Here is a 22,117-nt window from a genome sequence, read left to right as displayed (position 1 = left end):
GGCCACCATGGACCTGTCGAAGGTGGGGCGGGGTGGCTGTGCAGGACCGTCTTTTCGCATGGATGCGAAAAGCGAGCCTCCATGGACGGATTCACGGCGTGTCCTGCACAGCCACCCCGCCCCGCCAACACAACAGCCCTGCAGCTTTTGCCGTTGACGTGAGCTTTTGACGTTGCCTGCGCTTCAAGCCGTGCGCAGCACAACAAACCCCTCAGATCGACTCGCCGAACGCCTTGGCCAGGTTGCGGTAGGCCTCGGCCTGGGCCTCATCGTTGGCCGCCGGCGCCACGATCTCCAGTTCCACGATCTGGTCGCCGTCCGGGTTGCCCGGCAGGCCACGGCCGCGCAGGCGCAGCCGGCGCCCGGCATCGGAACCAGCAGCCACCTTCAGTTCCACCGCACCGCCCAACGTCGGCACGCTGATGCTGGTGCCCAGCGCCGCCTGCCACGGCGTCACCTGCAGGGTGTAAAGGATGTTGCGACCGTCCACCTCGAACTGCGGGTGCGCGGCATATTCCACTTCCAGCAGCAGGTTGCCACCATCCGTGCCCTGCCCGCCCAGCCGGATCACCTGGCCCGGCTTGATGCCCTTCGGCACGCGCACGTCCAGCTGGCGGCCGTTGACCGTGATCCGCAGCGTATCGCCGTTGTAGGCTGCTTCCAGCGGAACCGAAAGCTTGGCCCGGGTATCGCGCTGCGGGGCGTGGCCACCGCTGCTGAAGCCAGGACCGGGGCCGCGCCCGGCCGCGCCACGCTGGCGCGCGAACAGGCTCTCGAAGAAATCGCTGAAGCCGCCGTTGGCACCGCCTGCGCCGCCACCGCCGAACACCTCCTCGAAATCGAAGCCACCGCCGCCGCCGTAGTTGGGCGGGACATTGAACTCCTCGCCCGGCCGGTACCCCTGCGCCTTCAACTGGTCATACGCCGCGCGCTTCTGCGGGTCGCGCAGCGCCTCGTACGCCTCGTTGATGCCCTTGAATTTTTCTTCCGCGCCGGCTTCCTTGCTGACATCCGGGTGGTACTTGCGCGCCAGCCGCCGGTAAGCGGTCTTGATTTCGGCGTCGCCCGCGCTGGGCTCCACGCCCAGCGTGGCGTAGTAATCCTTGAATTCCATCGTGCTACCTCGAGTGATCCGTCGGCACCGGGGGCGCCAACCCGCGCCTATTCTAGCGGCTGCCGTGTGCAGGCCCGGACGTTGCCGTCCCCCGTCGCCTGCCAGATCGGGCGTGCACGCGGGATTTTCAATCCGTTGACGCGGCCATCCCATCTGCGTGCCTACGCTGCCCGCTTACCAGGAGCCCCCCCATGAGCATCCAAGCCGGCGACCCGATCCCGGAAGTCACCCTGAAACGCATCCGCGACGGCGTGGAGACGGTCGACACCAAGGCCTTGTTCGACGGCCGCAAGGCCGTACTGTTCGCCGTGCCCGGTGCGTTCACCCCCACCTGCTCGGCCAGCCACCTGCCCGGGTTCATCGAACACTTCGCCGCATTCCGCCAGCGCGGCATCGAGGTGTACTGCGTGGCGGTCAACGACCCGTTCGTGATGAAGGCCTGGGGCGAAAGCCAGCAGGTGCCCGACGGACTGCTGATGCTGTCCGACGGCAACGGCGAACTGGCCCGCGCGCTCGGCCTGGAAATCGACGCCAGCGCGTCCGGCATGGGCATGCGCTCGCGTCGTTTCGCCCTGTACGTGGACAACGGCACGGTGCGCGAGGCCTGGATCGACGCCCCCGGCAAGTTCGAGGTGTCATCGGCCGAGCATGTGCTGGCGCACCTGCCGCACTGATCAATGTAGTACCGCAACCAACGATAACGAAGGAGAAAAGGCCAGCCATGTCAAAGCCAGCCAAGCACCCCCACCCCGCCCATCCCGCCGGCATCAGCGATCGCCAGACCCTGCGCGACAACGCCCGGCGCAATATCGAAGATGGCGCGATCACCGACACCTACAACGCCGACCGCAAGGCGGTCATCCAGCTGCTCAACGATGCACTGGCCACCGAATACGTGTGCGTGCTGCGCTACTACCGCCACTACTACATGGCCAAGGGCATGCTCGCCGACGCGGTCAAGGCCGAGTTCCTGGAACACGCGCAGCAGGAACAGGCGCATGCCGGCAAGCTGGCCGAACGCATCGTGCAGCTCGGCGGCGAGCCGGACTTCAACCCGGACACCCTGACCGCACGCTCGCACGCCGAGTACAAGGAAGGCAGTGACCTGCGTGACATGGTGCGCGAGAACCTCATCGCCGAACGCATCGCCATCGACAGCTACCGCGAGATGATCAATTTCGTCGGCGACAAGGACACCACCACCAAGCGCATCCTGGAAGAGATCCTGGCCCAGGAGGAAGAGCACGCCGACGAGTTCGCCGACCTGCTGGATGGCTGGATCGGCAAGTAAGCCGACTCAGCGCACCACGTTGAACCGCACCTGGGTCCAGGCCCCATCGCTGGCCAGTGCGGTCAACGTGTGCCGTCCTGGCTGTTCGAAGCGCTGGCTGAACGGCTGGGCGCCGCGGGTGCGGGCGATCCAGCGGCCGTCCAGCAGCCAGTCGATGTCGTGCTCGCTGCCGAGCGCACGCAGCTGCAGGCGCACGCCTTCAACGGCCCCCGGCGCGCGCGCCAACGACGCCCCGTCGTTGAGCCCGTCGATGTGCAGGGCGATGCTGGCCTGGCGCCCGTCGTCGCGACAATCCGGTGCCAGCGCGGGCAGCTGCGAGGCGGCCCGTGCCGCCTGCGGCAGCCACGGCGACAGCAGCGCCGGCCAGCGCGCGACTTCGCGGTCTTCCACCGGGTGCGGCGCGCTGCAGTCGGCGGACAGTCGCAGGCCGCTTTGCAGATCAGCCTGGTAGCGCTGCCGCCCCGGCTGCCAGCGCCGCGCATCGCGCTCGGCGAAGGTGGGGGGCACGCTGCCATCAAGCAACCATGCACTCAGCCGGCGCTGGCACAATCCCGCCGGCAGCTCGCTGGCGAGTTCCCCGGTCGGCCAGCACACATCCGCCTGGGTGACACTGGCCGGACGCGGCGGCGCCGCGCTGGCACGGCCCTGGCGCGGCAGGCTGTCGACCACCTCGAACATCAGCGGCAGTGCCGTGACCGCCCCGTACTGTCCCGGCAATGGCGTGCCGTCCGGCCGCCCTACCCAGACCCCCACGGTGTACTGGCGCGTACTACCGATCGCCCACGCGTCGCGGTAGCCGTAGCTGGTACCGGTCTTCCACGCGACCCGCGGCCGGCCGCCGAGGTCGAAGGTATCGGTGCCCTGCCCCGGGCGCGGATTGGCTTCCAGCATCTCGCGCACGATCCACGCCGCGCCCGGAGACACCAGCCGGCGATCCAGCACGGGATCCGCATCGGTATAGCGCACCCGACCGGCGATGCCATCGCGGTTCAACGCAGCGAAGGCACCGACCAGGTCCTCCAGCCGCGCCCCGGTGCCGCCCAGGATCAGCGACAGGTTGGGTGAGCTTCCACGTGGAAAGCGCAGCTGGATCCCGGCATGCGACAGGCGCGCGGCGAAGCGCGCCGGCCCGACCCGGTCCAGCAGGTCCACCGAAGGCACGTTGAGCGACAGGCGCAGTGCGGTGGCTGCGCTCACCGGGCCATTGAAAGCCTCGTCGAAATTGCCCGGGCGGTAGCCGCCGAAGCTCTGCGGCGCATCCACCAGCAGGCTCTCCGAGTGGATCAGGCCGTCATCCAGCGCCATCGCGTACAGGAACGGCTTGAGCGTGGAACCCGGCGAGCGCCATGCCTGCACCATGTCCACGTGGCCCAGCCGCTGGCGGTCGCCGAAGTTCAGCGTGCCGACGTAGGCGCGCGCCTGCAGGGTCTGGTTGTCGACCACCAGCAGCGCCGCCGAGGTCCGCTCGGGCAGCGTGGAGAAGTAGCTGGAAAGCCGGCCCTCCAGCGTGCGCTGCAGGTCGATGTCGATGCTGCTTTCGATGCGTGGCTGCCCGGGTTGCGCGGCATGCAGGCGCTGCGCCAGCAAGGCCGCATGCAGCGGTGGACGCAGCGAACGGGTGACCACCGTTTCCACGCGTGCATCTTCCACCACTTCGGCGGACCAGCGCCCCAGCGAAGCCATCCGTGCCAGCACCTTGTCACGCGCCTGCTGCGCTGCCTGCGGATGGCGGTCCGGACGCAGCCGGCTGGGCGCCTGCGGCAGCACCGCCAGCAGCGCTGCCTCGGCATGCGACAGCTGCGCCGCCGGTTTGCCCAGGTAGGCCCAGCTGGCCGCTTCAACGCCCTCGATGGTGCCGCCGTAGGGCGCGCGCTCCAGGTACAGGGTCAGGATCTCGCGCTTGGAAAGGTGCGCTTCCAGCTGCAGCGCGCGCAGCATCTGCTTGGATTTTCCCCAGGGCGTGCGCGTATGCGGGTCAAGGATGCGCGCCACCTGCATGGTCAGCGTCGAGCCGCCCGACACGATGCGCCCCTGCCCCAGCATCTGCGTGCTGGCGCGCAGCAGCGCGACCGGGTTGATGCCGGGATGGCGCCAGAACCAGCGGTCCTCGTAGCCCAGCAGGGCCTGCAGGTACAACGGGGAGACCTGGTCGACCGACGCCGGGTAGCGCCACACGCCTTCGGCATCGGCGAACGCGCGCAGCGGGCTGCCGTCGCGCGCGACGACCAGCGTGCTCGTATCGCGCTGCTTCGGCAAGGGCGGCGGGAACGCCAGATCCAGCAGCAGCACCGCCAACAGCAGCGCCACGCTGCCCCAGCGCAGCCACGGCCACAGCGGCCGCAGGCTGCGCCGCAACCGGCGCAGGCCGCGTTTGATCACCGGCGGCCCCGTGGGCAGGCCGCAGCGTGGCGGCCCGCCCGCCGGCTCACGGTTGCACCACCGTGATCGTGCTCGGGTTGCTGCGGCCGACACCGCGCAGCTGCGGTCGGTACATGTCTTCAACCAGCGACGGCGGCACCGTGTAGGTGCCCGGAGTGACCGCGCGCACCAGGTAGAACAGCGTCGCCTTGCTGCCACGCGACAGGTTCAGTGCCGCCACGTAGCGGTCATCGCGGAACTCCTCGTGCTTGACGTCGGCCGCATCACCGCGTGCGCTGATGCCGATGCCGTCCACCACCACGTCGGCCCACTGCTTGGCATCACCGAGGTTGAAATTCTCGATCTCCAGCCCGGCCGGCAGCAGGTCGGTCAGCAGGGCATCGGGCATGCTGCTGTCCGGGGTGACGGTGACGCGCACGATCAGTGCCTCGCCTTCCTTCAACGGACGCGGCGTCCACGGCTTGCCGTCGGTGCCGAACCAGCTGCGCTCCACGCCGATCACGCTGTTGTCCGGCGCCGGCGCGGTGCGCGGAATACCCGCCACGTCGATGCTGGCGAACATCGGCGGCTCGCCGGTGGGCGCAAAGCGCACGCCACTGAGCAGCTGCGCGGCATCGAAACCGCGGCCGAACAGGCGACGCTCCCCGATGCTTTCGGTCTGCGCACCGATCACCAGCTCACCGGCCACCAGTTTCTTCTGGTTCGCGGCCAGCGCCTTGCCCAGGCGGGCGATGGCCACCTGTTCCTGGGTGCTCAGCCACATCCAGCCACGGTTGCGGCGGCTATCCAGCTCACGCCCGAGGTCCACCGAACGCGCATCCCAGGCCGGCTTGGCCAGGTTGTGCTCGTGGGTCAGCGCGATCATCAGCGCGTCATCGCGGATCGCGCTGCCGTAGTCACCGAAGTACGACGGCCGTTCGCTGCTCGGCTTGGCGAAGCCGGCCGCGATGGCCGCCTCACCGCGCTTGCGGTCACCCTGCAGCGACAACGCCACGCCCAGGTGCACCAGCGGCAGGCCACCGATGGCCTTGGCCCGTTCGTTGTCATACAACGTGCGCAGGGTGCCCAACGGCGCGCGGTTGACCCGCGCCAGCACGTAGCCGGAGTAGGCCTGGTTGGCGAACTTCAGGTTGTCACGGCGATCCTGGCCGTAGAACTGATTGCCGCCGGACAGCAGGTCCTCGCTGAGCCGGTTCAATGCCTTCTGCAGCACGTTTTCGGGTACGGCGAAACCGGCATCGCGGGCATCCAGCAGGAACTCGGTGATGTACGGCGTCAGCCACGGATTGACGTAGCCGTCGTCGCCCCACATGGAGAAGTTGCCGTTGGCCACCTGCATCGAGGCCAGGCGACCGAAGGCGCCTTCCATGCGCTCGCGGCGCACCTTGGCGTCCAGTCCGTCGGCACCGAGCATCGTCGACGTGGCCTGGTCCAGGATCAGCGCGGCGTAGCCCTTGCTGGTGGTCTGTTCGGCACAGCCGTACGGATAGTTCAGCGCCCCCTGCAGGGCACTGGCGAAGGGGATCGGCGGCAGCGGGCTGACCAGCAGGCGCGCGGTCACCGATTCCGGCATCAGGCCGTCCATCAGGCTGCCATCCAGGCTGACCGCAGCCAGCGGATCCAGCGTGCGCACCTGCGAACGCAGCACCTGCGGCCAGGCCGCACGTACCGGCAGGTCGTAGCGGCGATCGGCCTTGAAGCCGTTGCCGTCCACCCGCACCCGCACCTTGGCCACGCTGTGCCCTTCGCGCGCACTCAGCGGGAAGCTGAGCGTGCTCTTGGCATCGGCCGCCAGCTGGACGCTGCGCGTGCCCTCGGCCAGGCTCAGCGGGCCTTCGGTTTCCACCCGCACGTTGAACTGGCCGGGCTTGCCGGTGAAGTTCTGCACGTCCAGGGTGACCGTGCTGCGGTCGCCCGGGGCCAGCACGCGCGGCATGCTGGCTTCGGCCAGCAGCGGGGCGCGCACCACGGTCTCCACATCGCGCTTGCCATAGCTTTCATCGGCATACACCAGCGCCGACACCCGCAGCGTGCCGTTGAAATCCGGCACCTTCAGGCGGACCCGGGCATTGCCCTTGGCATCCAGCTTCACCGGCCCGGTGAACAGGTCCACGGTCTGCACCCGCGCCGTCGGCCGCTTGGCCTGCGGCAACGCCGCCAGCGCCATGTCGCCGCCGAATTTCAGCTTGCCGCTGCTTCCGTCGAAGCTTTCGATGACGCGGCTGTAGATGTCATAGGCATCGATGCCCAGCCGGCGCTGCGCGAAGAAATGCGCCGCCGCATCGGGCACCGGGAAGCGGGTGATGTTGAGGATGCCCACGTCCACCGCGGACACGGTCACGTGCGCGACCTTGCCGGCCAGCTGCGGCACGCTCACGGTGACCGGCAGGTCCTGCTCCGGACGCATCTGCTTCGGCGCCACCAGTCCCACCGCGACCGTGCGCGCCTTGCGGTCCATCGGCACGTGCACCACGCCCACCGCGCGTGCCGGGGTCACCTTGCTCGGTGCGCTGCCGCCACGGAATACCAGCGCGGTGATGTACACATCGTGGCGCTCCCAGTCGGCGGTGACCGGAATCCTGAAGGTGCTCCCCGGCTTGGCGTCGATGTCCTGCACGTAGATCATGCGATCGGTTTCCACCATCAGCAGGCCACGCCCTGCATGCGGCGGCGTCACCGTCACTTCCAGCGTGTCGCCGGCCTTGTAGCCGGTCTTGTCCAGGCCCAGCTTGACCTTGTCCGGGCGTGCATCCAGGCCACGGTTGTCGTCGCCCCAGCTCCAGCCTGCGCGGAACGGATAGCGGCTGGTCAGTCCGGTGGCCGGATCGAACACGTCCACCCGGTATTCGCCCCACTCCACCGGCACGTCGAAGGCCACCGCGCTGGTGCCGGCATCGACGGTACGGGTGTCCTTGTTCTCGAAGCGGCGGGTGAAATCGTAGTCCCAGCGATTGTCGTTGAACGCCCAGTGGTAATCACGGAGCTCGCGCACCAGGGTCACTTTCAGACCCTTGGCGGGCTGCGGCTTGCCGGCCGCATCCACGCGCATCAGTTCGAAGCGCGCAGTGCCATTGGCATCGGCGCCGTCGTCCGGGTTGAACAGCGGGCGCACGCCGACCAGCGCCGCGGCCGGCCACATCACCCGCTTGAGGGTGCGGTTGACGGTGCGTCCACCGGTTTCATACAGGCTGCCCGACAACACCACCGCCACCGGGGTCTTGGCCTTGGCGGCTTCTTCCGGCAGGTCCACATCCTGCTTCAGCATGCCATCGGCGGGCAGCGTGGTGTCCACCACGTCCTTGGCTTCGCGCGGCAGGCTCACCGTCGGGTCGCCGAAGAAGTAACCCGGCAGGCCTTCCACCGGCGTCTGTTCCACCGCCACCGCCAGGCGCGCGGTGAAGCGATTGCCGTCGGCCGGTGCGCCATACAGATAGGCACCGTTGGCCTGCAGCCGCAGCGCATCACCAGGCTTGAGGCTCTTCTGTGCGCTGTCCAGGTCCAGCTTCATCCGCTCCGGCAGGAATTCTTCGATGCGCAGGGTCATGCCCTGGATCGCTTCCTTGCTGGCCGGATCGGTACGGAACTCGACCTGCCAGCGGCCGGTCGGCGCATCGGCAGGGATCAGCTGTTCGAAATTGAAGTAGCCCTGTTCGCCGGGCTGCAGCTGGGTCTCGCGGAAGATCTTGCCATCGGGCTGCTTCAGCCGCAGGAACACCGGCTGGCGTGCCTTGGCATCCTTGCCCGGTGCGACCGGCTTGCCATCGTTGTCGCGCAGCAGCGCGGACAGGCGCACGGTCTCGCCGGGACGGTACAGGTCGCGCCCGGACCAGGCGAACACATCGAACCAGGCGTTGTCGCGCCCGGCCACCGCGAACTCGCTCAGGTCCAGCGCGGGCTGGTTGAACGGCAGGAAGCTGGTGTCCTTGCCGCTGCCGGCGACCAGCACGTGGCTGGCATCCAGGGTGTAATCCAGCAGCGCGTTGCCGTTGCCGTCGGTGCTGCCGCGCAGGACCACTTCGCCCTTGCCGTCCAGCACGCGCACGTCCACCTTCTTCAGCGGCGCGCCGTCCTTCAGCGAGGCGGTGTGGACGAACAGCTTGTCCTTGTACGCGCGGGTATGCAGGCCGATGTCGCTGACACTGAAGAACGCGGTATCGAACTCACCATCGAAGGCACCGGTGCGCTTGAGCACGGCGAAGTACAGTCCGGGCTCCTGCAGTTCCTTGATGTCCTGGGTCGGCAGGTAGGTCAGCACGCGCTCGTTCTGCTTGCCGCCCAGGATGAAGCGGTTGACGTAGACCGGTTCGGCCAGGCGGCTGATCGGCGTGCGTTCGCTGTAGTCGCTGTCCAGTTCCCAGCTGCCGCGGCGGCCGCCGCGCTGGTACTGGCTGAAGAACGTCGGCAGTTCCTTCTCGCGCACGCGCAGGAACTCCACGTCGACTTCCGGCACGTTGACCGACACCACCGGCAGGCCGCGGCTGTCGCGCGCCGGCAGCACGCTGCCCTGCGAGGCGAAGCCGGCCACCGGGGTCAGTTCGCCGCTGAACACCTTCTGCCGCAGTTCCTTGCCCAGCCTGCTGCCGTCGGCGGCCAACAGGTCGGCCGACACCACCAGCGAGTATTCCTTGGCGGCTTCCACGAACGGGTAGCGCAGGGTCTTGCCGTCGTCGGACAGGGTCCAGCTGCTGTCATCGGTGCCGACCTTTTCCTCGAAGCGCACCAGCGCGTCGAAGTCCTGGGTGCCGACCAGCGGGCGCGAGAACTCCAGCGCCAGCGACAGGCCATCGTTCTTCTGGTCCGGGTAGGCGCGCAGCAGGGTGAACTCGGTCACCTGCTCGGCCTTGGCGGTGATCGCCTCGCCGCTGGCGGCGGGCAACTGCCCGCTGTCGTTGCGGTTGCAGCCGGTGATGCCGGCCAGCAGGCTTCCTGCCATCAGGGCTGCCGCCCATCCCCACTTCCGAAGCCGCTGCGGACCGGTCATGTCGTCACTCCTTGAACAAGGCGTGCATTATGCCCCGCGCGCACCGGTAGTGACGGCCGCTGGCCGTCATCCGGCGCCAGGCTGACGGCCAGCGGCCGTCACTACCGGTTCAAGCGGCCGTCAGTACCGGTTCAAAAGGTATCGGCCGGGACGCGGACGGCGCCTTCCATCAGCACCCGGGCGCTGCGGCTCATGATCGCCTTGGTCACCGTCCATTGCCCGTCCGCCTGCGCCGCCTCGGCGCCGACCCGCAGCGTGCCCGAAGGATGACCGAACACGACCGACGTGCGCGCCCCGCCGCCCGCTGCCAGATTGACCAGGGTGCCCGGAATCGCCGCGGCCGTGCCGATGGCGACTGCGGCGGTGCCCATCATCGCGTGATGCAGCTTGCCCATCGACAGCGCCCGCGCATGCAGGTCGATCGACGCGGCGGCAATCGCCTTGCCACTGGAAGAAACAAAGTCCTGCGCCGGCGCCAAGAACGCCACCTTGGGGGTGTGCTGGCGCGTGGCCGCCTGCTCGATGCGCTCGATCAGTCCCATGCGCACCGCGCCGTGCGCGCGGATCGCCTCGAAGCGCTCCAGCGCCGCGCGGTCTTCGTTGATGGCCGGCTGCAGTTCGGTGCCGGTGTAGCCCAGGTCGGCGGCGTTGAGGAAGATGGTCGGAATCCCGGCAGTGATCATCGTCACCTTGAAGGTGCCCACGCCGGGGACCTCCAGGTCATCAACCACGTTGCCGGTCGGGAACATCGCCCCGCCGTCCTGGTCATCGGACGGGTCGAGGAATTCCAGCTGGATTTCCGCCGCCGGGAAGGTCACCCCGTCCAGCTCGAAATCGCCCATTTCCTGCACCTGGCCATCGCGCATCGGCACGTGGGCAATGATGGTCTTGCCGATGTTGGCCTGCCAGATGCGCACGCTGCACAGCCCATCGCGCGGCACCCGCGCCGGGTCGATCAAGCCATTGCTGATGGCGAAGGGGCCGACCGCCGTGCTCAGGTTGCCGCAGTTGCCGCTCCAGTCGACGAAGGCGGTATCGATCGACACCTGGCCATACAGGTAATCGACATCGTGATCGGGGACCGACGCCGCGGAAATGATCACGCACTTGCTGGTACTCGACGTTGCCCCGCCCATGCCATCGGTGTGCTTGGCATACGGATCGGGCGATCCGATCACCCGCATCAGCAGCGCATCGCGCGCCGGCCCGGGAACCTGCGCGGCGGGCGGAAGATCCTGCAGGCGGAAGAACACGCCCTTGCTGGTGCCACCACGCAGGTAGGTGGCGGGAATGCGGAGCTGCGGAAGAAAGGTCATGGGATCAGTCCAAGGAGGAAGGTCGGCGAGATCGTCATGCAACCTGCGACGCTTCCAGGAAGTCCTGCGCAAAGCGCTGCAGCACGCCGCCGGCCTCGTAGATGGACACCTCTTCGGCGGTATCCAGCCGGCAGGTGACCGGCACCATCAACTGGCTGCCGTCGCGGCGATGGATGACCAGGGTCAGCTCCGCACGCGGCAGCCGCGCACCGGTCACGTCGAAGGTTTCGGTACCGTCGATGCCCAGCGTCAGGCGGGTCACGCCCGGCTTGAACTCCAGCGGCAGCACGCCCATGCCGATCAGGTTGGTGCGGTGGATGCGTTCGAAGCCTTCGGCGGCGATCGCTTCCACACCGGCCAGGCGCACGCCCTTGGCCGCCCAGTCGCGCGAACTGCCCTGGCCGTAGTCGGCACCGGCGATGATGATCAGCGGCTGCCGGCGCAGCATGTAGGTCTCGATCGCTTCCCACATGCGCAGCACCTGGCCTTCCGGTTCCACGCGGGCCAGCGAACCCTGCTTCACCACCCCGTCCACCACCGCCATCTCATTGATCAGCTTCGGGTTGGCGAACGTGGCGCGCTGCGCAGTGAGGTGGTCGCCGCGGTGCGTGGCATAGGAATTGAAGTCCTCTTCCGGCAGGCCCATCTGCGCCAGGTACTCACCGGCAGCGCTGCTGGCCAGGATCGCATTGGACGGCGACAGATGGTCGGTGGTGATGTTGTCGCCCAGCACGGCCAGCGGACGCATGCCGCTGAGGGTGCGGGCACCGGCCAGCGCACCCTCCCAGTAGGGCGGGCGGCGGATGTAGGTGCTCTGCGGACGCCATGCGTACAGCGGGCTGATCGGCGCGCCGTGCTCCACCGTGAATGTGAACATCGGGTCGTAGACCTTGCGGAACTGTTCCGGCTTCACGCTGGCCTTGACCACCGCATCGATCTCTTCGTCGCTCGGCCACAGGTCCTTCAGGGTGATCGAATTGCCCTGCGCGTCGACGCCCAGCGCATCCTTTTCGATATCGAACCGCACCGTGCCGGCGATCGCATAGGCCACCACCAGCGCCGGCGATGCCAGGAACGCCTGCTTGGCGTAGGGATGGATGCGGCCATCGAAGTTGCGGTTGCCCGACAGCACCGCGGTGGCATACAGGTCACGGTCGATGATCTCCTGCTGGATCACCGGGTCCAGCGCGCCGCTCATGCCGTTGCAGGTGGTGCAGGCGAAGCCGACGATGCCGAAGCCCAGCTGCTCCAGTTCGCCCAGCAGTCCGGCCTCTTCCAGGTACAGCTGCACCGCCTTGGAACCCGGCGCCAGCGAACTCTTCACCCACGGCTTGCGGGTCAGCCCGGCGCGGTTGGCATTGCGCGCCAGCAGCGCCGCACCAATCACGTTGCGCGGGTTGCTGGTGTTGGTGCAGCTGGTGATGGCGGCGATGATCACCGCGCCATCGGGCATCAGCCCACCGGCCTGCTCGAGCTTGCCGGAGGCCAGCTTGGCCTCGTCGGCGATGCCGCGCGCGGCCAGTTCACTGGTGGCCACGCGCTTGTGCGGATTGGACGGGCCGGCCATGTTGCGCACCACGCTGGACAGGTCGAACTGCAGCACGCGCTCGTACTGCACCTGCGCCAGGTCATCGGCCCACAGGCCGGCGGCCTTGGCATAGGTTTCCACCAGCTGCACCTGCGGTTCCTCGCGGCCGGTCAGGCGCAGATAGTCCAGGGTCTGCTGGTCGATGGAGAACATCGCCGCGGTGGCGCCGAACTCCGGCGTCATGTTGGAAATCGTCGCGCGATCACCAATGCTCAGCGCGCTGGCACCGGCGCCGAAGAACTCGATCCACGCACCGACCACCTTGGCCGCGCGCAGGAACTCGGTCAGCGCCAGCACGATGTCGGTGCAGGTGATGCCCGGTTGCGGGCGGCCGGTCAGTTCCACGCCGATGATGTCCGGCAGGCGCATCCACGAGGCACGGCCGAGCATCACGCTCTCCGCTTCCAGGCCGCCGACGCCGATGGCGATCACGCCCAGTGCATCCACGTGCGGGGTGTGGCTGTCGGTGCCCACGCAGGTATCCGGGAAGGCCACGCCATCACGCACCTGCACCACCGGCGACATCTTCTCCAGGTTGATCTGGTGCATGATCCCGTTGCCCGGCGGAATCACGTCCACGTTCTTGAACGCCTTGCGGGTCCAGTTGATGAAGTGGAAACGGTCTTCGTTGCGACGGTCTTCCACGGCGCGGTTGCGCTCGAAGGCGGCCTTGTCGAAACCGGGATACTCCACCGCCAGCGAGTGGTCGACGATCAGCTGGGTCGGCACCACCGGGTTGATCTGCGCCGGGTCACCGCCGGCATCGGCGATGGCGTCACGCAGGCCGGCCAGGTCGACCAGGGCGGTCTGGCCGAGGATGTCGTGGCACACCACGCGGGCCGGGAACCACGGGAAATCGAGGTCCTGGCGGCGCTCGATCAGCTGCCGCAGCGAGGCTTGCAGGGTGGCCGGGTCGCAGCGGCGCACCAGGTTTTCCGCCAGCACGCGCGAGGTATACGGCAGCGTGGCATAGGCGCCGGGCTGGATCGCATCTACCGCGGCCCGGGTATCGAAATAGTCCAGCGCGGTGCCGGGGAGGTTCTTGCGGTACGACTCATTCATCATGGGGCTGGTCATGGCTGGCTCTTGGACAGTGGCGGGCCGGGCGTCGCGTCACCGGCAGGGACGGCGTTGCAACGCCACAACGGAACCGGGACGGCACCGCCGCCCCGCTCCGCACGGCACCCTGCGCGAGGGTGCCGGGTCACGCGTCAGGCGCGCTTGTCGATCGGCACGAACGCCTGGTCTTCCGGACCGGTGTAGTTGGCACTGGGGCGGATGATCTTGCCATCGATGCGCTGTTCGATGATGTGCGCGCTCCAGCCGGAGGTGCGTGCGATGACGAACAGCGGGGTGAACATCGCCGTCGGCACGCCCATCATGTGGTAGCTCACCGCGCTGAACCAGTCGAGGTTCGGGAACATCTTCTTGATGTCCCACATCACCGTTTCCAGGCGCTCGGCGATGTCGTACATCTTCATGCTCGACTGTTCTTCGGACAGCTCGCGGGCGACGTCCTTGATCACCTTGTTGCGCGGATCGGACACGGTGTACACCGGATGGCCGAAGCCGATCACCACTTCCTTGCGCTCCACGCGCGCCTTGATGTCCGCCTCGGCTTCATCCGGGCTGTCATAGCGCTTCTGCACTTCGAACGCCACTTCGTTGGCGCCGCCGTGCTTGGGTCCGCGCAGCGCGCCGATGCCACCGGCGATGGCGCTGTACATGTCGCTGCCGGTGCCGGCAATCACCCGGCAGGCGAAGGTCGAGGCGTTGAACTCGTGTTCGGCGTACAGGATCAGCGAGGTGTGCATCGCCTTGACCCACGAATCCTGCGGCTTTTCGCCGTGCAGCAGGTGCAGGAAGTGGCCGCCGATGGAGTCATCGTCGGTCTCCACGTCGATGGCCCGGCCGTTGTGGCTCCAGTGGTACCAGTACAGCAGCATCGAGCCCAGGCAGGCCATCAGCTTGTCGGCGATGTCACGCGCGCCGGGATGGTTGTGGTCGTCCTTTTCCGGTGACACGCAGCCCAGCACGGACACGCCGGTGCGCATCACGTCCATCGGGTGCGCCGACGGCGGCAGTTCTTCCAGCGCGGCCTTGACCGCGGCCGGGATGCCGCGCAGCGACTTCAGCTTGGCCTTGTAGGACACCAGCTCGGCGCGGGTGGGCAGCTTGCCGTGCACCAGCAGGTGGGCGATTTCCTCGAACTCGCTGGTGGTCGCCAGGTCCAGGATGTCGTAGCCACGGTAATGCAGGTCATTGCCACTGCGGCCCACGGTGCACAGGGCGGTGTTGCCGGCGGCGGTGCCGGACAGGGCGACGGACTTCTTCGGCTTGAAGGTCGGGGTGGCGGTCGTATCGTTCATGGTTTTCCTCCCGGAAATCGTGGCAGCAGGTTACTTCCTGGCGGCGAACAGCGCATCGAGCTGCTGCTCGAAGGCGTGGTAGCCGATCCGGTCGTAGAGTTCGTTGCGGGTCTGCATGGCATCCACCACGTTGCGCTGGTGGCCGTCGCGGCGCACCGCTTCGTACACGCTTTCGGCGGCCTTGTTGGCCGCGCGGAAGGCCGACAGCGGGAACAGCTGGATGGCCACGCCGGCCGAGGCCAGCTCGTCACGGCTGAACAGCGGGGTGGCGCCGAATTCGGTGATGTTGGCCAGCACCGGCACCTTCACCGCATCGACGAAGCGGCGGTAAGTGTCCAGGTCATAGGCGGCTTCGGCGAAGATGCCGTCGGCACCGGCTTCCACGCAGGCGATGGCGCGCTCGATGGCCGCGTCCACGCCGTCGACCTGGATGGCGTCGGTACGCGCGATCAGGAAGAACGCCGGATCGGTCTTGGCATCGGCGGCGGCCTTGACCCGGTCCACCATTTCGCCCTGCGACACGATCTCCTTGCCCGGCCGGTGGCCGCAGCGCTTGGCGCCCACCTGGTCTTCGATATGGCAGGCACCCGCACCGGCCTTGATCAGCGACTTCACCGTGCGCGCGATGTTGAACGCGCTCGGCCCGAAGCCGGTATCGATGTCCACCATCAGCGGCAGGTCGCACACATCGGTGATGCGGCGCACGTCGATCAGCACATCTTCCAGCGTGTTGATGCCCAGGTCCGGCAGGCCCAGCGAACCGGCCGCGACGCCACCGCCGGACAGGTAGATGGCGCGGTAGCCGGCGCGCTTGGCCAGCAGCGCATGGTTGGCGTTGATCGCACCGATCACCTGCAGCGGTGATTCGGCAGCCAAGGCCTGGCGGAAGCGGGCACCGGCGGAAACGAGGGAAGCAGTCATGCAGCAATCCTGTCAGGGGTCAGCGTAGGGCAGCGCAAAGAGCGTGCCAACCCGCAAGCCATTGATTTTCATGCCTTGTCTGACCGCAAATTTGAAACATATGAAACATCGAAACAGATGTATCATGAAACACCCTGCCAACCGCGACGCCCATGTACCTGCCCCGCCCTCCCGACAGCGCCGGCGATGCCGATCCCACCCAGCCGGTGATCTGGACGGTGAGCGTGTCCCGGCTGACCGGGCTGCTGGGCGATGTCATTCCCGAATTCGACCGCCGCGCGCGCATCGAACAGATCAACCTCGGGTTCGAGGACGCCGTTGCGGTGATCAACCAGCGGCTGCGCCAGGAACACTGCGACGTGGTGATCGCCGGCGGCTCCAATGCCGCCTGGCTGCGCAGCCGGCTGGACGTGCCGCTGGTGCCGATCCAGGCCAACGGCTTCGACCTGATGGAAGCGCTGGCGCGGGCGCGCCGCATCGCCCCGCGCATCGGCCTGGTCACCCACGCCAGCGATGTGCCGACCTTCGGCAGCTTCCAGGACAGCTTCGGCCTGCAGATCGAGCACCGCCGTTTCGTCACCCGCGAAGACGCGCGCGACTGCATCGCCGACCTGCGCGCCAACGGCATCGAAGTCATCGTCGGCACCGGCATGGCCATCGACCACGCTGAAGCCGCCGGGCTGCAGGGCGTGCTGCTGTATTCGGCCGATTCGGTCCGCCAGGCCTTTGAACATGCGCTGGAGCTGACCCACACACTGGCACGTTCGGGAAGCCGCCGCCTGCCGCTGCGGCAACGCCGCGGCAACCGCGCAGGCCAGGGCACGGCGCTGCTCGGCGACAGCGGCGCGATGGCCGAGGTCCGCCAGCACATCGCGCTGTACGCCCCGCATGACAGCACCGTGCTGGTCAGCGGCGAGACCGGCACCGGCAAGGAACTGGTGGCCCGCCAGCTTCACGCTGAAAGCGGGCGACGTGGCCGCTTCGTCGCGTTGAACTGCGGCGCGATCAGTGAATCGCTGCTGGAATCGGAACTGTTCGGTTACAGCGATGGCGCGTTCACCGGCGCCCGCCGCGGTGGTCGCATCGGGCTGGTGGAAGCCTCCGACGGGGGCACGCTGTTCCTGGACGAAATCGGCGAGCTGCCGTTGCCGTTGCAGACCCGCCTGCTGCGCGTGCTGGAAGAGCGCGAAGTGCTGCGCGTGGGCGCCACCGAACCCACGCCGGTCAACCTGCGCGTGGTCGCCGCTACCCTGCAGTCGCTCGAGCAGCGCGTACAGGGCGGCCAGTTCCGTCGCGATCTTTTCTATCGGCTGGCGACCTTGCGCATCGTGCTGCCGCCGCTGCGCGCACGGCGCGGCGACGTCGCCCTGCTGGTGCACCACTTCTTCCAGCAGCTGCGCGGCATCGAGGCACCGCTGGACGAGGACGCCATGGCCCTGCTGGGTGCGGCGGACTGGCCCGGCAACGTGCGCGAACTGCGCAACCTGGTCGACCGCCTGCGCATCCACTGGCAGCCGGGCGACGGCCTGATCGATGCACACCGCCTGCTGTCACTGGCACCGGAACTGGCGCAGGGCACGCCCGCTTCGCCTGCCGCGCCGCTCGCCACCGGGCGCCCGTCCAGCGTGCAGCTGCAGCAGCTGCTGGCGACCCACCGCAATGATCGCGAGGGGATGGCGCAGGCGCTGGGCATTTCGCGCACCACGTTGTGGCGCTGGCTGCGCGCAGCGGGGCTGTGACGGCGGATGCTCTGGTGACCAGCGATCGTCACCCACCACACCCTGGCTACCGCCGCGCCGCCCAGCGCGCGTCGAGCGCGAAACGTCCACTCCCGGCCAACGCCAGCCACGACAGCAGGACCGCCAGTGGCACCTCGGTCAGGTAGAAGAACCAGCTCAGCCAGTCCAGCACGCCCAGTCCGCCGGGAATGCGTGCGACCCCATCGGTCAGTGCGGCCACCACGCAGATCGCCGCCAGCAACAGCGCCGACGGACGACTGAGCAGGCCGGCCACCAGCAGCGCCCCGGCCACCCATTCGATCGCGCCCAATACCGGCGCGCTGAGCCCGGGAAACGGGATGCCGGCATCGTGCAGCGTGGCCACCATGCGCTCCCGACCCGGCACCGTGAACAGCTTGTTCCAGCCTGAAACGCTGAACATCCCGCCGGCCACCACGCGCGCGGCGAGCAGCAGCCACGACTCCACGCCGCCGCGTAACGGCGCAACCGACCAGACCCTGCGCAGAAGCTCCATCCCGACTCTCCCTTCCCGAAAAGAGCCGACGCTGCAACGGCCTGCCCTGCCGGCACATGAAGCGGTCACTGGCATGGGGCGGGGGGAACCCGATACAGCATGCAGATCACGTCATGAACGCGCGGCACCGCGTGCTCAGGGATACAGCTGGCGCTTGCTCCACCCGATACAGCATGCAGATCACGTCATGAACGCGCGGCGCCGCGTGCTCAGGGATACAGCTGGCGCTTGCTCCAGCTGCCATCGGCGGCCTTCTCGTAGCACCAGCGCTCGTGCAGGCGGAACTTTGCCCCGTACCAGAATTCCACGCGGTCGGGCACCACCCGCAGCCCGCTCCAACCGTCCGGACGCGGCACGTCCTGGCCGTCGAAACGCGCCTCTGCCGCGGCGACCCGCGTATCGAATTCCTCGCGCGATGACAGCGTCCGGGACTGGCTCGATGCCCACGCGCCGATCTGGCTCAACCGCGGCCGCGAAGCAAAGTACGCATCCGCCTCGGCATCGTCGACCTGCTCCACCGCACCTTCAATGCGCACCTGGATGCCGGCCTCGCGCAGGCTGCGCCACAGGAACAACAGCGCCGCCCGTGGATTTGCCTGCAGCTCACGCCCCTTGTGGCTGTCCAGGTGCGTGTAGAAGACGAAGCCGCGCGCATCGAAGGCCTTCAGCAGCACGGTGCGCGCGGACGGCCGTCCGTCCGCGTCGGCCGTGGCCACGGTCATCGCGTTGGGCTCGATCTCGCTGCCCTGCCGGGCCTCGTCGAACAGCGCCGAGAAGGTGGACAACGCTTCGGTGTAGAGCTCGCTCATGACGCTTCATTCCTGCAGGGATTGGGCTATTGTGGCGGCATGAAGGCAATGGCGTACACGACCACGACGAAAGGATTCCCGGACACGCTGGCCGAACAGGCGCTGGATGACGCGCTGGCCAGCGGCGCCGAGGTGCCAGTATTGGCGATCAGCGGCCTGCAGGGCAGCGGCAAATCGACGCTGGCCGCGCAGGTGGTGGCGCGTGCACAGGCGCGTGGCCTGCGTGCCGCGACGCTGTCGGTGGACGATGTCTACCTGACCCGCGCCCAACGCCAGCGGCTGGCGCGCGACGTGCATCCGCTGCTGGTCACCCGCGGCCCGCCTGGCACGCATGATCTGCCACTGGCGCATGCGGTGCTCGATGCGGTGATCGCCCGCGCACCTACCTCGCTGCCACGTTTCGACAAACTGGCCGATGAACGGCTGCCGCCGGCGCAGTGGCAGGACCTGGATGCACCACTGGACCTGCTGGTGTTCGAAGGCTGGTTCCTGGGCACACCGGCGCAGCAGCCGGACGCGCTCGACGAACCACTCAATGCCCTGGAGCGTGATGCCGATAGCGATGGCCGCTGGCGGCGCTGGTGCAACTAGGCGCTGGCCGACCACTACGCCCCGCTGTGGCAGCGCTGTGACCGGCTGTGGTTCCTGCAGCCGCCGGATTTCGCGGTGGTGCCGCGCTGGCGCTGGCAGCAGGAACAACACCTGCAGGCCGCCCAGCCCGGACGCAGTGGCATGACCCGGGCGCAGCTGGAGCGCTTCGTGCAGTACTACGAACGGGTCAGCCGGCAGGCCCTGCGCACCCTGCCGGCATTGGCCGACCGGGTGATCGCGCTGGACGCCGAACGCCGCATCGTCGAGGTCCGCTGAGCCGGATCCGCACGACGCGCGACGCGGCACGGCCCTATTCAACCAGGAAGGTGACCTTCAGGTTGACCCGCCACTCGGTGATCTCGCCGCTGCCGCTGGTCACCACCTTGGTCTCGTTGATCCAGGCGCCCTGGATGTTCTTCACGCTTTCGGAAACCTTCTTCAGCCCGCTGCGTACCGCATCCTCGACACTGGTCTTGGAGGAGGCGTTGATTTCGATGACCTTGGCGACCGACATGGTGGCTGCTCCGTGGCGCGCGGGAAGCTCCGCGCCGGCCAAGGCTGGGGCGTCGGGGCGTAAAGGAATGTCACGGAGGTGTTAGCATCGCAGGGCATGAATCCCGCACCGAACCTGATCCTGATCGGCCCCATGGGGGCCGGTAAAACCTGCATCGGCCGTCGCCTCGCCGAACGGTTCACGCTGGACTTCATCGACCTGGACCAGGTGATCGTCGACAACGCCGGCGCCAGCATCCCCACCCTGTTCGAACTGGCCGGCGAAGCCGGCTTCCGCCAGCATGAACGGCAGGCCCTGCAGCAGGTGCTCAGCGGCCACGGCCAGCTGGTGTCCACCGGTGGCGGCGCGGTGCTGGATGCCGGCAACCGCCAGGCCATCGCCGCGCATGGCTATGTGGTCTACCTGCGCGTCAGCGTGGCGGCCCAGCTGGAACGCCTGGCGCGCGACAAGGGCCGCCCGCTGCTGCAGCGGCCGGACCGCGAACAGGTGCTGCAGGACCTGGCCTACCACCGCGATCCGCTGTACCGGCAGCTGGCCGACCTCACCCTGGATACCGACCTCTATACCGCCGCCGAGGCCACTTCCCAGCTGGTGGTGAAGCTGGCCGCGCACTGGCAGCGACAGGACCTCATCGCATGACCGACACCCCCCCCCTGCACGTCGCCGTCGGCGGCGAGCATCCGTATTCGATCACCATCGGCCCGGGCCAGCTCGCCGACGGCCACGCCCTGGCCCGCCATGTGCGCGGTCGCCACGTGCTGCTGGTCAGCGACAGCGAGGTCGCCCCGCTGTACCTGGCTGGCGTGCGTGCCGCACTGCTGCAGGCGCGACCGGACCTGCTCATCGGCGAACACGTGCTGCCGGCCGGCGAAGCGTCCAAGACGTTGGCCGAGTTCGGCCGGGCCATCGAAGCGCTGGCCGCGCTGGGCGCCACCCGCGATGCCTGCGTGCTCGCGCTGGGCGGCGGGGTGGTGGGTGACCTGTCCGGCTTTGCCGCCGCCTGCTGGATGCGCGGGGTGGACTGCGTGCAGTTGCCGACCACGCTGCTGGCCATGGTGGATTCGTCGGTGGGCGGCAAGACCGCGGTGGACATCGCGGCGGGCAAGAACCTGGTCGGCGCCTTCCATCCGCCGCGCGCGGTGATCGCCGACACCCAGGTACTTTCCACGCTGCCGGTGCGCGAACTGCGCGCCGGCCTGGCTGAAGTGGTCAAGTACGGGGCACTCGGCGACCCGGAGTTCTTCGACTGGCTGCAGCGGCATGCGCAGGGCCTGTCTGCCGGCGACAGCGCGCTGCTGGCCGAAGCCATCGCGCGCAGCTGTGCACACAAGGCCGCCATCGTCGCGCGTGACCCGCTGGAAAAGGGCGAGCGCGCCCTGCTCAATCTCGGCCACACCTTCGGCCATGCGATCGAGACCGAGCAGGGTTACGCCGCACCGGGCCGTGATGCGCTCAACCATGGCGAGGCGGTCGCGGTCGGCATGGTGCTGGCGGCGCGGCTTTCCACCGCGCTGGACCGCGCGCCCGCCGCCGACGCCGATCGCCTGGTGGCCTTGCTGCAGTCACTGCAGCTGCCGGTCGCCATTCCCGCCGGGCTGGCCCCGCAGGCGCTGCTGGAACGCATGCGGCTGGACAAGAAGAACGTGGCCGGGCGGCTGCGGCTGGTGCTCTGGCGCGGCATCGGCAAAGCCGAAGTGGTGGCCGATGTGCACGACGAGGCCGTGCTGGCGGTGCTGGCTGCCGGCTGAGCGGGGCCACGTCAACCTCAACGTCGAAAGCGGCAGGGCGGGTTGTTGGTGGGGCCGGGTGGCGCGGTAGCGCCGACCCATGGTCGGCGGAATGTTTCCGCCAACGGCCCGCTGCGCTCGCCGACCATGGGTCGGCGCTACCGCTTTTTCTTTGTCTGCTACGCAGGTGACGGCCACCGTAACCCGCCCGGCCCAGACCCAGCAACGGCTTCCAGCTACCCGCGAGGGGCCTCACCCGTTCGA

15 protein-coding genes and 1 pseudogene are annotated in these 22,117 nt (G+C 68.3%); 6 read left to right on the top strand and 10 right to left on the bottom strand.

From position 1 onward, the window contains the following. Nucleotides 1-211: 211 nt before the first annotated feature. Nucleotides 212-1,114 carry a DnaJ C-terminal domain-containing protein gene (locus ABB28_RS11355; protein ID WP_057508733.1) on the bottom strand — a complete coding sequence of 301 codons (903 nt, stop codon included), beginning with the start codon at nt 1,112-1,114 and terminating at the stop codon, nt 212-214. Between the two features lie 191 nt (nt 1,115-1,305). On the opposite strand from ABB28_RS11355, the gene ABB28_RS11350 reads away from it, so the two are divergent. Then, the gene (locus ABB28_RS11350) at nt 1,306-1,788 is read left to right on the top strand and encodes a peroxiredoxin (protein ID WP_057508732.1); all 483 of its coding nucleotides are present in this window, start codon (nt 1,306-1,308) and stop codon (nt 1,786-1,788) included. A gap of 47 nt (nt 1,789-1,835) precedes the next feature. After that, nucleotides 1,836-2,405: a ferritin-like domain-containing protein gene (locus tag ABB28_RS11345; protein WP_057508731.1), complete on the top strand. Its 570-nt coding sequence runs from the start codon at nt 1,836-1,838 to the stop codon at nt 2,403-2,405. Nucleotides 2,406-2,411: 6 nt separating this feature from the next. On the opposite strand, the gene pbpC is transcribed toward ABB28_RS11345, so the two are convergent. The 6 genes from pbpC to prpB all read right to left on the bottom strand — a co-directional run bounded on the left by pbpC (nt 2,412) and on the right by prpB (nt 15,959). Continuing rightward, nucleotides 2,412-4,784, bottom strand: coding sequence for a penicillin-binding protein 1C (gene pbpC, locus ABB28_RS11340; protein WP_245625334.1), 2,373 nt, complete (start codon nt 4,782-4,784; stop codon nt 2,412-2,414). 46 nt (nt 4,785-4,830) lie between these two features. Continuing rightward, nucleotides 4,831-9,765 (bottom strand): alpha-2-macroglobulin family protein, encoded by a 4,935-nt coding sequence (locus ABB28_RS11335; protein ID WP_057508730.1) that lies wholly within the window; start codon nt 9,763-9,765, stop codon nt 4,831-4,833. 131 nt (nt 9,766-9,896) lie between these two features. Continuing rightward, nucleotides 9,897-11,081 (bottom strand): 2-methylaconitate cis-trans isomerase PrpF, encoded by a 1,185-nt coding sequence (gene prpF, locus ABB28_RS11330; RefSeq protein WP_057508729.1) that lies wholly within the window; start codon nt 11,079-11,081, stop codon nt 9,897-9,899. A 34-nt stretch (nt 11,082-11,115) separates the two neighbouring features. Next, nucleotides 11,116-13,731, bottom strand: coding sequence for a Fe/S-dependent 2-methylisocitrate dehydratase AcnD (acnD, locus tag ABB28_RS11325; protein ID WP_057508738.1), 2,616 nt, complete (start codon nt 13,729-13,731; stop codon nt 11,116-11,118). A 149-nt stretch (nt 13,732-13,880) separates the two neighbouring features. After that, the gene (prpC, locus tag ABB28_RS11320) at nt 13,881-15,038 is read right to left on the bottom strand and encodes a bifunctional 2-methylcitrate synthase/citrate synthase (RefSeq protein ID WP_057508728.1); all 1,158 of its coding nucleotides are present in this window, start codon (nt 15,036-15,038) and stop codon (nt 13,881-13,883) included. 30 nt (nt 15,039-15,068) lie between these two features. Next, on the bottom strand, nt 15,069-15,959 hold the full coding sequence (gene prpB, locus ABB28_RS11315) for a methylisocitrate lyase (RefSeq protein WP_057508727.1): 891 nt from the start codon (nt 15,957-15,959) through the stop codon (nt 15,069-15,071). Between the two features lie 152 nt (nt 15,960-16,111). Between prpB and prpR the strand changes: the two genes are divergently transcribed. After that, nucleotides 16,112-17,698 carry a propionate catabolism operon regulatory protein PrpR gene (prpR, locus tag ABB28_RS11310; RefSeq protein WP_057508726.1) on the top strand — a complete coding sequence of 529 codons (1,587 nt, stop codon included), beginning with the start codon at nt 16,112-16,114 and terminating at the stop codon, nt 17,696-17,698. A gap of 46 nt (nt 17,699-17,744) precedes the next feature. Here the strand turns inward: prpR and ABB28_RS11305 are convergent, their stop codons facing one another. Both ABB28_RS11305 and pdxH read right to left on the bottom strand, forming a co-directional pair. After that, entirely contained in the window at nt 17,745-18,212 is a 468-nt protein-coding gene (locus ABB28_RS11305) for a DoxX family protein (protein ID WP_057508725.1), read from the bottom strand. Between the two features lie 209 nt (nt 18,213-18,421). Next, nucleotides 18,422-19,021: a pyridoxamine 5'-phosphate oxidase gene (gene pdxH / locus ABB28_RS11300; protein ID WP_057508724.1), complete on the bottom strand. Its 600-nt coding sequence runs from the start codon at nt 19,019-19,021 to the stop codon at nt 18,422-18,424. A 39-nt stretch (nt 19,022-19,060) separates the two neighbouring features. On the opposite strand from pdxH, the pseudogene ABB28_RS11295 reads away from it, so the two are divergent. After that, nucleotides 19,061-19,888 (top strand): annotated as a pseudogene (locus ABB28_RS11295) (kinase). 34 nt (nt 19,889-19,922) lie between these two features. Here ABB28_RS11295 and ABB28_RS11290 read toward each other — a convergent pair. Further along, entirely contained in the window at nt 19,923-20,126 is a 204-nt protein-coding gene (locus ABB28_RS11290) for a dodecin family protein (protein WP_057508723.1), read from the bottom strand. Between the two features lie 96 nt (nt 20,127-20,222). Here ABB28_RS11290 and ABB28_RS11285 point away from each other — a divergent pair, with 96 nt between their 5' ends. Then, entirely contained in the window at nt 20,223-20,765 is a 543-nt protein-coding gene (locus ABB28_RS11285) for a shikimate kinase (RefSeq protein ID WP_057508722.1), read from the top strand. Next, nucleotides 20,762-21,874: a 3-dehydroquinate synthase gene (gene aroB, locus ABB28_RS11280; RefSeq protein ID WP_057508721.1), complete on the top strand. Its 1,113-nt coding sequence runs from the start codon at nt 20,762-20,764 to the stop codon at nt 21,872-21,874. Before ABB28_RS11285 ends, aroB begins: the two co-directional genes overlap by 4 nt. Nucleotides 21,875-22,117: the final 243 nt, after the last annotated feature.

It is taken from the genome of Stenotrophomonas chelatiphaga, from assembly GCF_001431535.1.
Lineage (GTDB): Bacteria > Pseudomonadota > Gammaproteobacteria > Xanthomonadales > Xanthomonadaceae > Stenotrophomonas > Stenotrophomonas chelatiphaga.
The sequence above is the reverse complement of the archived record's forward strand: the minus strand, read 5'-3'. Positions and strand labels throughout refer to the sequence as shown.